The following is a 13,079-nucleotide window of genomic DNA, read 5'->3' as shown; positions in this document are numbered from 1 at the left end:
GGAGTGCCTATGATTCACGTCCATCATCTCGAAAAATCTCGTTCGCACCGTATCTTATGGCTTCTCGAAACCCTGGAGCTTGAATACGAGATTATCGTTTATCAACGTGACGGTTCCACTCAGCAAGCCCCTGCGGCACTCAAAAAGATACACCCGTTAGGTAAGTCGCCGGTGATCACCGATGGGGAACTGACGATTGCTGAGTCCGGCGCGATTATTGAGTATTTACTGCAGCGTTATGGCCATGGTCGCTGCCAGCCAGATAGCGATAACACCAATGACTGGATAGATTATCGGTACTGGCTGCATTACGCCGAGGGGTCTTTGATGCCGCTGCTGGTCATGCAACTGGTGTTTGGTCAACTGCCTAAACGCTCGCCTTGGTTCGTCAAACCGATTGCCAAAGGCATTACTCAAACTGTTAACAGCACCTTCTTGCACCCGCAAATTAATCAGCACCTGCGTTTTATCGATGATTACCTGGCGTCCCACGAACACTTTTCAGGCCCCTGGCCCAGCGGCGCAGATGTACAGATGAGTTTCCCTCTCCAGGCGGTAGCGGCGACGCATTCATTGATGGCTTACCCCTCGATTGCCCGTTTCGTTGAGCGAGTTGAGTCTGATCCTGCTTGGCAGCGCGTCGTGGAGCGCGCAGGCCAACTGACCATGCCCGGTGCGTAACCGATATCATGGCGGCGTTGGTAATGACCAACCTCGAGCATAACCTGCGCCAGGCTAGGCAGCGGCGTGTTTGCCGTGGTGTCCTGGTGCTCGGTAGCTTGTTGATAACGCCTGCGCTAATGGCAGATGAACCCCTGCGCGTAGGCGTTTATGACAATCCCCCTAAACTGTTCCTCACCGACCAACAGCGGTTAGACGGCATTTTTGGCGATTTACTATGGGCCATTGCCGAGCGCGAGGTCTGGCAAATCGAGCCGGTTGTGTGTGAGTGGCAACGCTGCCTGGATCTGCTTGAACACGGCGATATTGACCTGTTGCCTGATGTGGCATGGAACAAGGCGCGTGCCGAGCGGTTTACGTTTCACAGCGAACCGGTATTGCATAGCTGGTCCCAGCTTTACCAGCGTAAAGGCGTCACGATTGACGCCATGGTCGACTTGGCGCAAAAACGCGTAGCAGTGGTTGAGGACTCCATCCAGCAACGCTATCTCGTCGATATTACCCAGCGCTTTGATATACCGGTTGATTGGGTCCGCGTCGATAGCTTTGAAGAAGGCTTTGCGCGGGTTGTAGGAGGAGAGGCCGACGCGGCAGCGGCCAGTCACCAGTTTGGCGAGTGGCGTGCGCAAAAGGCAGGCCTGAAGAGTACTCCCGTGGTTTTTCAGCCCGTCGAGCTTTATTACGCCGCCTCGCCGTCGCTGCCTCAAGAAGTACTTACCCGCATCGATGAGTACTTAATGCGCTGGAAAGCGAAAAGTGATTCGATTTACTTTGACTCGCTACGCGCTTGGCAGGCAGCGGGCCCCACCCCACCTGCTACGCCTAGCTGGCTGCGCTGGGGGATAGCGGGGCTTTTGGGATCGCTGGCGCTGGTGGTAGGCGTGAGCTTGCTGATGAGGCGACGTATTGCAAAGCAACGGGTGCGCTTGGCAACCAACGAGGCCATGCTGTCGACCATTTTGGATAGCGTGGATGCTTATATCTATATCAAGTCGCCCGATCTGACGTATCAGTACGTCAATCAGCGCATTTGTGAGCTATTTGGCCACCCCGCACAAGCCGTGATAGGCGAGCGTGACGAGACTTTTTTTGACGCCGCTACGGCCGCTGAAATCGCTCGGGTAGATCGGCGCGTGCTGGCCTCGGGTGAAAAAGTCACCATTGAGGAGAGTAATGTTTTAAAGCACGACGATCGGGTGAGAACCTTCTTATCGATCAAAATGCCGCTTGCCTTTACACCAGGCGAGCCTCCTTCGCTTTGCGGGATCTCGACTGAGCTGACCGAGTATTTGGAAATGCAGTCCCGAACGCACTATCTCGCATTCTACGATGCGTTGACCGGTCTGCCGAACCGTCGCCTACTTATGGAATCCCTGGCGACTACCATCAAGGAAGATACGCAGGGCAATCAATACGGTGCGCTATTAGTGGTGGATCTTGACCACTTTAGGTTGGTTAACGATTTACAAGGTCATGCGAGTGGCGACCAGCTATTGATCAGCGTGGCCGAACAGCTTCGCCAAGCGCTGGATAATGACGCTATCCTGGCACGTTTTAGCAGTGATGAATTTGTCGTGCTTATCAACCACTTGGGTGAGCATCAGGAAAAGGCCGCTGCCAAGGCTGAGCGCATCGCCCGACAGTTGATGACGACAATTCATCAGTTACGCAATAGCCGTTCATTACCGATTAGTGCCAGCGTGGGGCTGGCGCTATTTAATGGCGATTCGAGCCCACTGGATCAGGTGCTGCAGCAGGCAGATATGGCACTTCAGCAGGCCAAGGCCGCTGGCGGGCATGAGCTGCGTTTTTTCAACCCTAGCATGCAAACCAGCGTACTGGAGCGTGCAAACCTGGAAGCCGACCTCCACCATGCCTTGGCCCGACGTGAGCTAGAGCTGCATTATCAAATTCAAGTGAATCAAAAAGGCGTGACCATTGGGGTGGAGGGGCTGCTGCGTTGGTACCACCCGGAGCGCGGTTGGGTCTCGCCTGCTGAGTTTATTCCGCTGGCAGAAGAGAGCGGGCTGATTATTCCGATTGGCAACTGGGTATTGACACAAGCCTGCCAGCAATTGGCCATGTGGGCGCGGCAAACCGCCTACGCGCCGCTGACTATCTCGGTTAACGTCAGTTCAGTGCAGTTTCAGCAGCCCGACTTCATTCGCCGTGTGGAAACTCTGCTCAAGCAAACTCAGGCGCCGGCTAGCCAGCTGGTGCTAGAAGTCACCGAAAGCCTGCTGATGCGCGAGCCGACCCGCGTGCGCCATACCATGCTCAGGTTGCGTGAGCGGGGGATTCGCTTTGCGTTGGATGATTTCGGCACCGGGTATTCCTCATTAAACTACCTAAAGCGGTTACCCCTTGATGAACTCAAGATCGACCAGTCGTTTGTCCGTGAGTTATTAACCGATAAAGCCGATGCCGCGATTGTCGATACGATTATTCTGCTGGCCGTTAGTTTAGGGCTGGAGGTGGTGGCCGAGGGCGTGGAAACCCAGGCTCAGTTAGATTGGTTAAAAGGTCACGGCTGCTATCGCTATCAAGGCTATTTTCTTGGCCGCCCTAAGCCCATTGATCATTTATTCGAATAAAAAAGCCCTGCCATCGTGAATGGCAGGGCATCTTATCTATCAATACGTGTTGTTAATACATCGTGTTGGCGTTAGCCAAATAAGGCAAAGCTCTCGGCGTTAAGCCACATGTGCACCAAGATACTGGCGACGTAGCCTAGTAAAATCACCGGCGACCACTTCAAGTGTCCAATAAAGGTATAAGCGCCACGCGCTTGCCCCATGACCGCCACGCCCGCGGCGGAGCCAATCGACAACAAACTGCCGCCTACCCCAGCGGTTAGCGTGATCAGCAGCCAGTGACCTTGCGACATATCAGGTTCCATGGTGAGCACGGCAAACATGACGGGAATATTATCGATGACGGCGGAGACCACGCCGAGCACAATATTGGCCGCTGTTGGGTTCCAGCCGAGATACAGGGCTTCCGAGAGCAAGCCGAGATAGCCCATAAAGCCCAACCCGCCTACACACATCACAACGCCGTAGAAGAACAGCAAGGTATCCCACTCGGCGCGCGCCACGCGGTTAAAAACATCGAAGGGTACCACGCTACCCAACTGTTCAAGCTTCTTGTTGTCGCCGCGGCGGCTGTAGCGTTCACGCTTGCGCTCCAATGAACGCGGCAGGCTGCGGCGAAGGTAGTAACCAAAAAACTGCAGATAGCCCAGGCCGGTCATCATGCCAAGTACCGGGGGTAGGTGCAGTAACGTATGGCACAGCACCGCGGTGGTAATCGTCAGCAGAAAAAGCGCCACGATGCGCCTTGCGCCGCGTTTCATCCATACATCTTCTTGCAGGCTTTCGGGTTTTTTGTTGGGGATGAAAAAGCTCATGACGATCGCAGGGATTAAGAAATTGACCAGCGACGGTAAAAACAGAATAGAGAAGTCTTGGAATGGCACAATGCCCGCCTGCCAAACCATCAGCGTGGTAATGTCGCCGAAGGGGCTAAAGGCGCCCCCCGCATTGGCCGCCACCACGATGTTAATACACGCCATATTGATGAAGCGCTTATCGCCTTCGGCGACTTTGGTGACGACCGCACACATCAGTAGTGCCGTGGTCAGGTTATCGGCAATCGGTGACAGCATGAACGCCAAACCGCCGGTTAACCAGAAAAGCGCGCGGTAATTAAACCCCATGCGCAGCATCCACGAACGCAGTGCATCAAATACCCGGCGCTCTTCCAGGGCGTTGATATACGTCATGGCCACCAGCAGGAACAGCATCAGCTCGGTGAACTCCAGAAGCGTCATGCGGAAGGCTTGTTCAGAGGCCTCCGACATGCCGTTTTGGACATACACCCAGCCGATGAGGCTCCAGATGATACCAGCCGCGACCAGCACCGGTTTGGACTTGCGCATGTGGATTTTTTCTTCGGCCATGACCAACGCATAGGCCATGGTAAAAATAGCAAGTGCGAAAAAACCCACTGCCGATTGGGTTAAATCGAGTTCACCCGTTACGGCGAATACCCCGGGGCTAAACAGCAGCAATAACGCTGCCAACAAAAAAAGCCAGCGACGATCGAATCGAGGCTGGCAAGGAGGTCGAAAAAAAGGCATGACGATGCATTTCCTTTCGTTAGGTTTATAGGAAGGATTTAAAAGCCGCGTCAGTCTATCAGTCCGTATTGCGATGCAATACGTAATAAAAACGAATGAATGTAGCGGTTCTTAACCGTTACAGCTCATTTTTTAGCAAATTAATCGTTTAGGTAATAGTAACTTGGAAAATTTTCAGGACTAGGTTGCATTAATGACGCTAAAACTTAGGGCTAAGTAAACGATATAGCCTGCTAATAAAAAAGCGCCCTCAACACGTGATAACCGCATACCGGTATACAGGAAAAGCATTAGGATGCCGGCTGCTCCGAGCATGACCCACTGGTCAAAAGCGCCAACCCGGGCAGCAATGGGCAGCGGTTGTAGAAACGCCGACACACCCAAGATGCCGAGAATATTGAAGATATTACTGCCCAGAATATTTCCCACGGCGACATCGGCGTGTCGACGCAGGGCGGCAATAATGGAAACGGCCATTTCCGGTAGCGATGTGCCCACAGCCACGATAGTTAGGCCAATCACTGCTTCTGAAATGCCCATGGCTTGGGCTAAACCAATGGCACCATAAAGTAACAACTGGGAGCCCCCAATCAGTAAACCAAGACCGAGGACGAGGGCGACGATAATGGTTAGGCCGGTTTTAGGAAGCTTCGTCATTTCATCGGCTTCCGAGGTATGCATCTCAGCAGCGGGTATGGTCTGTTGGCGTTCACTAAGGTATGCCCAAACGAGATAACCGACCAAGCCGGCTATAAAAAGGCCAGCATCCAGTCGTCCCAGGGCTCCCCCCCACGCCAAGCCGATAAATAGTAAGCTGGCTGCCACCATGACGACGCCATCACGGCGCAGCGCCTGGGGTTGAACGGTCATTGGGCAGATAATTGCGCACAAGCCCAGAATCAATAGGATATTGCCGATATTGCTGCCCACGATATTACCCACTGCAATATCCGGCTGCTGGTTGATCGCTGCGTCTATCGAGACCACCAGTTCTGGGGCCGACGTGCCAAAGCCCACCACGACTAATCCCGTCAATAGGGGGGAGACACCCGCCCGCCGCGCGCCCGCGACAGCACCGCGTATTAACGCTTCGCCGCCCAGTGTTAAAAAGCCAATGCCTGCTAAAAGGCTCAAGGCGTACAGCATGCTGAATTTTCCTTTTCAATGTTGGCCCGTAAACGAGCTGGCTTAGGCGATAACATAGCGGAGAGTAGCGGCTTCTGCCTAATGGTTTCGCGTGCTGGCGATTCGATAATCGTGTTGAGCAGAAAAAGCTCTGCGGTACGCTAAGCGCTACCAAGTCGAAGACGGTAATGGAAGCGTCGTGAGGCAGTTATCGCCATCGCATAGCGGAGAGTTGACAATAGTGATGTTATAACTTAACTTATTTTTTGAAAGTCTTAATCTTGTGATTTGCCAAAGGAAATACATCAAAATGACGTATCGTCAAAAAGTCACTGCGCTTGCGTTAAGCGCTTTACTGATTTCAGGTATACAAAGTGTGCATGCTGATGATCATGCTCACGACCACGACCACGACCACGACCACGACCACGACCACGACCACGACCACGACCACGACCATAGCCATGACCATGATAGCGATATCTACGCAGGCTACTTTGACGATGAACAAGTGAAGGATCGTCCACTCTCAGACTGGGAAGGTGATTGGCAGTCGGTATACCCCTACCTGGAAGACGGTACGCTTGACGAGGTTTTTGAGCATAAAGCCTCTGAGGGCGACAAAACCGCCGAGGAATACAAAGCATATTACGATACGGGTTATCAAACGGATGTGGAGCGTATCGTTATCGAAGGGCAAAACGTCACCTTCTATGAAGACGGCGAGCAGCGTACGGGGGAGTATCAATTCGATGGCTATGAGATATTAACCTACGAAGCTGGTAACCGTGGGGTACGCTATATCTTTGAGCTTGAAGAAGCCGCTGATGAGCTTCCTCAATACATCCAGTTTAGTGACCATAGTATCTATCCCACTGATGCGTCACATTTTCACCTCTATTGGGGCGATGACCGCGAAGCCCTACTGGAAGAAGTTACTAACTGGCCGACGTATTATCCCTCGGCGCTGGATGGTGATGAAATCGTCGATGAGATGATCGCCCACTAAACAGCCTCCTGAGCGGAAAACGCTGATGAGTGTGCTCGAGTAACGACGACAAAGCGCTGGCAGAGATGCCAGCGCTTTGCTTATATGAGTAAGACCCAATGCGTTGAAGAGTCGATCCATGACCCCCTATTTGCCTTTACTGATCACATTGGCCCCACTTGCTACGCGCTTTTGCAAACGCTTGCTGAGCATCGGGCTTTTGGTCTCAAGCAGCGTGGTAACCGCAGACGCGGGGTGCGATAACGCGAGTACACAACTAGCACTAACGGAATGTTCCGCGCAGGCATATCAATCGGCCGATGATGAGCTTAACGAAGCGTATCAAGCCCTTGTTAGCAAGCTGGAGAAAAATCCAGCGACGCTTGAAAAGCTGCGCGATGCCCAACGGGCCTGGATCAGCTTTCGAGACGCTGAATGCGCGCTTGAGAGCGGCGGCGTAGAAGGCGGCAGCGCACAACCCATGGTACGTAACGGATGCCTTGCAACGCTGACAAAGCAGCGCACCGAGCGACTGCGCGAGCATGCACATTGTGAAGAGGGGGATCTGAGCTGTCCGCGCTAAAACACGCGATAACTCGGATTAAGCACTACAAACAAAAAAAGCACCCGTAGGTGCTTGATTTGAAGGGGTGTCTGGTGGAGGCGGCGGGAATTGAACCCGCGTCCGCCAGCACTCGCCCATTGGCTCTACATGCTTAGATTTCGTCTTTTGATTTAGCTCGACTGACTCCGACGATCAGGATTCAGCCTCGCGAGTCTTCTAAAGTTTAACGGCTGGCAAGAAGACACTACCAACCGCGGTCCTATCATTTTTAGCTCGTATCCCCTCAGCGATGAATAGGCACATCGCCTTGGGGCCAGACAAGAAGCTAACAGGGTTTAAGCTGCTAGCGCGCCTTGAGCATAGTTTTCGTCGTTTGCGACTATTTTTCGTGATGTGGTATTTACGAGATACATCACGCTCTCGGCATGCACCGCAGGGGTTGTCACCGGCGTCGAAACCATGTCGCCCCCTTAGTTACGTGGGCATTCTAACGTGCTCACAAGTGATTGACCAGCTATGCCTTGTTATGTTCCCGCATGATTCTGCCTTTCTGGCGATTCCAGTCGCGATCTTTTTCAGTAGCGCGTTTGTCGTGAACTTTTTTACCGGTCACCAAGGCAAGCTCGCACTTAACCTTATTACGCTTCCAGTAAAGTTTTAGTGGTACGCAGGTGTGGCCCTTGTCCTGGGTCACCGAAAACAGCTTGGCAATTTCTTTGCGATGCAGCAGCAATTTTCGCGTGCGCGTGGGGTCAGCGATTTCATGGGTGCTGGCGGTATTCAGCGGCATGATATGGCTACCCAGCAACCACGCTTCGCCATTGCGAATTAAAATATAGGTGTCAGTGAGCTGTGCCTTGCCCGCGCGAAGGCTTTTGACTTCCCATCCTGCCAGCGAAAGGCCTGCTTCGAAGGTTTCATTGATATGATACTCAAAGCGTGCCTTCTTATTTTGGGCAATAACGTTGCTGGTAGGGCCTTTGCTCTTACCTTTTTTCGTGGCCATGAAACCTCATATTCGATCTGTCGGTGACATCCCCTTCGTTATGCGGGGAGGCATGATACCATTCAAGGTCTTAACTATGATTCCCATGATACGCCTTGGGCACTGTGAAGTCAGCGGAGAGGTCAATGCCAACCGTCAATCGTTCCGCCTTGGTGCGGCACACCCCCAAACAAATGTTCGATCTGGTCAACGACTTCGAGCGCTATCCAGAGTTTTTGCCGGGCTGTCGTCGTGCACGTTTACTTGAGCAAGACGACGATCACTTAATTGGCGAAATGACGCTAGGACGTGCGGGTGTTGAGCAGTCGGTTACCACTCGCAACGATCTCTTTGCCCCAGAGCGTATTGAGATGTCTCTGGTTAGCGGCCCTTTTAAACGTTTAAAAGGGCGCTGGCAGTTTATTCCGATGGGCGATGGCGCCTGTAAGGTGAGCCTGGACATGGAGTTCGAATTTGCCAATCGGCTACTGGGCATGGCATTCGGCAAGCTATTTCAGCAGATTGCCGGGCAGCTTGTTGACGCCTTCACCCGCCGTGCCGACGAGCTCCATGGTCGATGACACCTTCACTATCGAGGTAGCGTTTGGTCTCCCGCACAAACAACGTTTGGTCGCACTCAACGTACCCCCGGGGACGACCGCTCGTGACGCAGTTGCTTTAGCGGATTTGCCGCGTCTATTCCCCGAACTACCTCGCGAGACCTTCGACGATGCGCCACTGGGTATTTTCGGGCAGGCGCTACGCGACCCGGCGCGACATAATGTAGCACCGGGAGATCGGGTTGAGGTGTATCGACCACTGCTTATCGATCCCAAAGCCGCTCGCCGGGCGCGTGCAAAACGCCAAGCGAGCGGGAGCGGCGATTAAGGCTGAGAGCTGGGTGAGGAACTAGGTGCGGGGTTCTGCGACTGCTCACTATTCGTCTGGGACGGATCGGCAGTGTCAGTTGCAGGTCCACGAACGTCCTCACCCTCGAGAGGAATGTCTTCTGATAAGTCACCTTCCTGGTCAATGTCGACAAGCCGCCCCTGGTTGTCAAACGTCAGCGTAACGCGCCGTTTTTCAACGTCGCTATAAGCTTTATCGAGACGGAATATATAATCCCACTGACGAGCATCGAAGGGTGCTTCGAGCAGCGGGCGTCCCATGACATAGGTGACTTGTTCCTGGGTCATTCCCGGTTGCAGTTGGTCGACCATTTCCTCAGTGACCAGGTTGCCTTGCGGGATGTCGCGTTTGTACACGCCAACGTAACTACAGCCGCTGATAACGGCAATGGAGACGGAGAGCGTGATGATTCGAGTCAATTTTTGCATTTGAGCCTATTCTTCACTATCGTGGTTTCGGTCGATCATACCCGACCTAACCTGTTACTGCGAAGAGCAACCATGGCCGATAAGAACCATGAATTACGTAAAGCCGGGCTGAAAGTGACCCTGCCGCGTGTCAAAATCCTGCAGATTCTCGAAACTGCTTCGGGTCAGCACCACCTTAGCGCAGAAGAAGTGTATAAAACACTGATAGATGCGGGCGAAGATGTGGGACTGGCAACTGTTTACCGTGTACTGACCCAGTTTGAGTCGGCTGGCCTCGTCATTCGTCACAATTTCGATGGCGGTCATGCGGTATTTGAGATGACGCAAGAAGACCACCATGACCACATGGTGTGTTTAGAAAGCGGTGAAATCGTCGAATTCGTCGACGAAATCATTGAGCGTCGTCAACAAGAAATCGCTGAAGAGCACGGCTACGAATTAGTGGACCATGCCTTGGTGTTGTACGTTCGCCCTCGTGGATCGGACGTCACGCGCCAAGACAGTGGACCTACTAACAAAAAGTAGGGCGCACGCCAAAGCCTCTGCTGTCCTGCCCATCGCCTCTGGGCTGCCTAGCTGAAATGCTAGGCGGCCCGGGGGCGTTTCTGTGGAGCGTTCGATAATAGCCAAGGGCGCGCGAGGCGCGTTGTTAATGCGGTTTGCGTTGGCTTGCGTTGAGCATTTCACGTGCGTGGGCAAGGGTTTGGTCAGAGAGCGTGACGCCGCCCAGCATGCGGGCGAGTTCGCTCACACGACCCTGTTCATCGAGAAGGGCCATCTGCGTCAGGGTCGTATCGCGCTTAGCGCGTTTTTCAATGTGTAGATGTTGGTGAGCCTGTGCGGCCACCTGGGGCAGGTGAGTGACGGTCATTACCTGACCGTTTTCGCCGAGCTTGCGCAGCAGTTGGCCAACGATTTCCGCGGTGGCGCCGGACACTCCCACGTCGACTTCATCAAACACCAGGCTTGGAATGGTCGAGTGAGACGCGGCGACGACCTGTATGGCCAAGCTAATGCGCGAAAGCTCACCGCCTGACGCCACCTTGGTGAGCGGTCTGGCGGGTTGGCCGGGGTTAGCGCTGATTAAAAAGTGGACATGGTCGAGGCCTTCCGCTGCCGGTGTGTCGCGTGGGGTGACGGCAACTTCGAAGCGCGCCTTGCCCATGGCCAGAAAGGTAAGCTGCTGCTGAACTTCTTTACCCAATTGCACAGCCGCTTTTTGGCGTGCTTCGCTTAGCCGTTTGGCCTCGCCGCGATAGCGCTCACGGTAGTTGGCGAGCTGGGCGCTCAGGGTTTCAATATCGTTATCGCTGTTGTCCAACTCAGCAACTTCGCGAGTCAGCTCAGCGTGCAGTGCACAGACCTCATCCGGTGCGACATGGTGTTTGCGGGCGATACGGTGAACATCAGCCAAGCGCTGCTCCACCCAAGCCAAGCGTTCCGGGTCGAGCTCGGTGGTGCTGGCGAAATGGTTGAGTTCGCTGGCCGCTTCTTCAATCTGAATGCGCGCATCGCTGAGCATGGCGAGGGTATTGGCCAGCGTACCTTTGTCGCTCCCTGGTAAGGCGCTTAAATGCGTATAAGCTTGGTTAAGCAGCGACAGGGCGCCGCCTTCATCGCTGGCGCAGCAGTCGGCGGCAAATTGTGTTTCACGTAAGGTTTCGTCGGCGTGGGCCAGCGTGTGCTGCTCGTTTTCCAGTGTTTCCAATTCGCCTTCCGCAAGCCCCAGCTGGTCGAGTTCTTCTACCTGATAACGCAGCAGTTGTCGTTTGGCTTCCACTTCGCTGCCGGCTTCCTTGCGCTGTTTAAGGCGCCGGTTGGTGCTGCGCCAGTCGTGATACGTCGCGGCAAGCTGCTGTGCCGCCTCGCGAAGTCCCGCATAATCATCGAGCAGCGCGAGGTGAGTTTCTTCACGCATTAACGCTTGGTGGGCATGCTGGCCGTGAATCTGTACCAGCCGTTCACCCAGCGATTTTAGGTCGCTGATCGTGGCCGGCTGTCCATTGATCCAGGCCTTGGAGCGTCCACTTGCGGTTACCACGCGCCGCAACAAGCACTCGTCGCAGGGGAGTTCCCGGCTACTCAGCCACTCGATGGCAGCGGGCAAGTGCTGAATATCGAATCGCGCCGATAGGTCTGTGCGCTCACTGCCGTGGCGCACACTGCCGGCATCGGCGCGCTCACCCAAGCAAAGGCCCAATGCTCCCAATAAAATTGATTTACCCGCCCCGGTTTCGCCGGTAATGGCGGTCATGCCATGCGTCAGGTCGAGCTCTAGATGCTCAACGATCGCGTAATCTCGAATAGCAAGCTGAGTCAGCATAAGGCCCTCCTGAGGCACAGCGGAACGGGCGCGGCATGCGCGCCTGAGTATTGTTGTTTTATACAGTAGTCGAAACCGCGCTTCAATGCCCACTTGAGATGGCTTTTATGGTCCCCATATACCGTGCATAGCCAATTTATATCGCTACTTACTATCGGGCTTTTGACTAGCCCCCGAACGTTGCAGGAGCAAGGCATGGCAAAAGAACCGCAAACGCCACTAGATGACGAGCTGGCTCGCCACGAGCAAGAAGCAGAAACCCCGGAGCAAGAGGCGGAAGATCGCTTGGTTGAAGGCGAGCTGGAAGGCTTGATTAATGACGAAGAAGCGATTGTTGATAGCGTCGATGACGGCTCCGAAGCAGATGCCCTGGCCGCTCAGGTACAAGACCTGGAGCAACGTCTGGCAGAAGCCAACGACCAATCGCTAAGAGCGGCCGCTGAAGCGCAAAACGTGCGTCGTCGAGCGGAGCTTGAAGCCGAAAAGGCGCGCAAATTTGCCTTGGAAAAGTTTGTTAAAGACCTGTTGCCGGTCGTCGACAGCCTGGAAAAAGCGCTCGAATCCATGCAGGAAGACGCCTCAGACGTTCATCGAGAAGGCGTCTCAATGACACTGAAGATGCAGCTTGATGTGCTGAACAAGTTTGGTGTCGAAAGCATTGAGCCCCAAGGCGAACCCTTCGACCCGCAAGTTCATGAAGCCATGGCGATGGTGCCGAATCCTGAGCTCGAGCCCAACACCGTCATGGAGGTAATGCAAAAAGGCTACTCATTGAATGGACGTCTTGTACGCCCAGCGATGGTAGTCGTTAGTCAGAAAGCGAGTGAGTCATAAGGCAGATAAGGCATAAAAAAGCCTTGAAAAGTCTCAGGTGGCCCCCAAATAAAGGGCAACCCCGCGGGATACCCGCAATCAGTTTGACGTATTGAAACAA

The 13,079-nt window shown here is 54.0% G+C and carries 13 protein-coding genes and 1 other RNA gene; 8 read left to right on the top strand and 6 right to left on the bottom strand.

All coding sequences use genetic code 11. The features are described from left to right. Positions 1-9: 9 nt before the first annotated feature. Both GA0071314_RS16960 and GA0071314_RS16955 read left to right on the top strand, forming a co-directional pair. On the top strand, positions 10-681 hold the full coding sequence (locus GA0071314_RS16960) for a glutathione S-transferase (protein WP_074397723.1): 672 nt from the start codon (positions 10-12) through the stop codon (positions 679-681). A 23-nt stretch (positions 682-704) separates the two neighbouring features. Beyond that, a complete protein-coding gene (locus GA0071314_RS16955) occupies positions 705-3,275 on the top strand; it encodes an EAL domain-containing protein (protein WP_082934285.1) in 2,571 nt (856 codons plus the stop codon). A 71-nt stretch (positions 3,276-3,346) separates the two neighbouring features. On the opposite strand, the gene nhaD is transcribed toward GA0071314_RS16955, so the two are convergent. Continuing rightward, a complete protein-coding gene (gene nhaD / locus GA0071314_RS16950) occupies positions 3,347-4,822 on the bottom strand; it encodes a sodium:proton antiporter NhaD (RefSeq protein WP_074397722.1) in 1,476 nt (491 codons plus the stop codon). Positions 4,823-5,002: 180 nt separating this feature from the next. After that, positions 5,003-5,968 carry a calcium/sodium antiporter gene (locus GA0071314_RS16945; RefSeq protein ID WP_074397721.1) on the bottom strand — a complete coding sequence of 322 codons (966 nt, stop codon included), beginning with the start codon at positions 5,966-5,968 and terminating at the stop codon, positions 5,003-5,005. A 289-nt stretch (positions 5,969-6,257) separates the two neighbouring features. On the opposite strand from GA0071314_RS16945, the gene GA0071314_RS16940 reads away from it, so the two are divergent. Both GA0071314_RS16940 and GA0071314_RS16935 read left to right on the top strand, forming a co-directional pair. Next, the gene (locus GA0071314_RS16940) at positions 6,258-6,956 is read left to right on the top strand and encodes a metal-binding protein ZinT (RefSeq protein ID WP_074397720.1); all 699 of its coding nucleotides are present in this window, start codon (positions 6,258-6,260) and stop codon (positions 6,954-6,956) included. A gap of 118 nt (positions 6,957-7,074) precedes the next feature. Next, complete coding sequence (locus GA0071314_RS16935) at positions 7,075-7,518, top strand: lysozyme inhibitor LprI family protein (protein ID WP_074397719.1); 444 nt, start codon at positions 7,075-7,077, stop codon at positions 7,516-7,518. A 72-nt stretch (positions 7,519-7,590) separates the two neighbouring features. On the opposite strand, the gene ssrA is transcribed toward GA0071314_RS16935, so the two are convergent. Both ssrA and smpB read right to left on the bottom strand, forming a co-directional pair. Further along, positions 7,591-7,970, bottom strand: a transfer-messenger RNA (tmRNA) gene (ssrA, locus tag GA0071314_RS16930). 44 nt (positions 7,971-8,014) lie between these two features. Beyond that, positions 8,015-8,506 carry an SsrA-binding protein SmpB gene (gene smpB / locus GA0071314_RS16925; RefSeq protein ID WP_074397718.1) on the bottom strand — a complete coding sequence of 164 codons (492 nt, stop codon included), beginning with the start codon at positions 8,504-8,506 and terminating at the stop codon, positions 8,015-8,017. Positions 8,507-8,631: 125 nt separating this feature from the next. Between smpB and GA0071314_RS16920 the strand changes: the two genes are divergently transcribed. Further along, the gene (locus GA0071314_RS16920; protein WP_074397717.1) at positions 8,632-9,066 is read left to right on the top strand and encodes a type II toxin-antitoxin system RatA family toxin; all 435 of its coding nucleotides are present in this window, start codon (positions 8,632-8,634) and stop codon (positions 9,064-9,066) included. Beyond that, the gene (locus GA0071314_RS16915) at positions 9,056-9,373 is read left to right on the top strand and encodes an RnfH family protein (protein WP_074397716.1); all 318 of its coding nucleotides are present in this window, start codon (positions 9,056-9,058) and stop codon (positions 9,371-9,373) included. Before GA0071314_RS16920 ends, GA0071314_RS16915 begins: the two co-directional genes overlap by 11 nt. Here GA0071314_RS16915 and GA0071314_RS16910 read toward each other — a convergent pair. Further along, positions 9,370-9,822 (bottom strand): outer membrane protein assembly factor BamE, encoded by a 453-nt coding sequence (locus GA0071314_RS16910; protein WP_074397715.1) that lies wholly within the window; start codon positions 9,820-9,822, stop codon positions 9,370-9,372. The genes GA0071314_RS16915 and GA0071314_RS16910 overlap by 4 nt on opposite strands. Before the next feature lie 72 nt (positions 9,823-9,894). Here GA0071314_RS16910 and fur point away from each other — a divergent pair, with 72 nt between their 5' ends. Further along, a complete protein-coding gene (gene fur, locus GA0071314_RS16905; protein WP_066316169.1) occupies positions 9,895-10,347 on the top strand; it encodes a ferric iron uptake transcriptional regulator in 453 nt (150 codons plus the stop codon). Between the two features lie 124 nt (positions 10,348-10,471). Here the strand turns inward: fur and recN are convergent, their stop codons facing one another. Next, the gene (gene recN / locus GA0071314_RS16900; protein WP_074397714.1) at positions 10,472-12,145 is read right to left on the bottom strand and encodes a DNA repair protein RecN; all 1,674 of its coding nucleotides are present in this window, start codon (positions 12,143-12,145) and stop codon (positions 10,472-10,474) included. Positions 12,146-12,340: 195 nt separating this feature from the next. On the opposite strand from recN, the gene grpE reads away from it, so the two are divergent. Continuing rightward, on the top strand, positions 12,341-12,979 hold the full coding sequence (gene grpE, locus GA0071314_RS16895) for a nucleotide exchange factor GrpE (RefSeq protein WP_074397713.1): 639 nt from the start codon (positions 12,341-12,343) through the stop codon (positions 12,977-12,979). Positions 12,980-13,079 lie beyond the last annotated feature (100 nt).

It is taken from the genome of Halomonas sp. HL-93 (assembly GCF_900086985.1).
GTDB lineage: Bacteria > Pseudomonadota > Gammaproteobacteria > Pseudomonadales > Halomonadaceae > Vreelandella.
The sequence above is the reverse complement of the archived record's forward strand: the minus strand, read 5'-3'. Positions and strand labels throughout refer to the sequence as shown.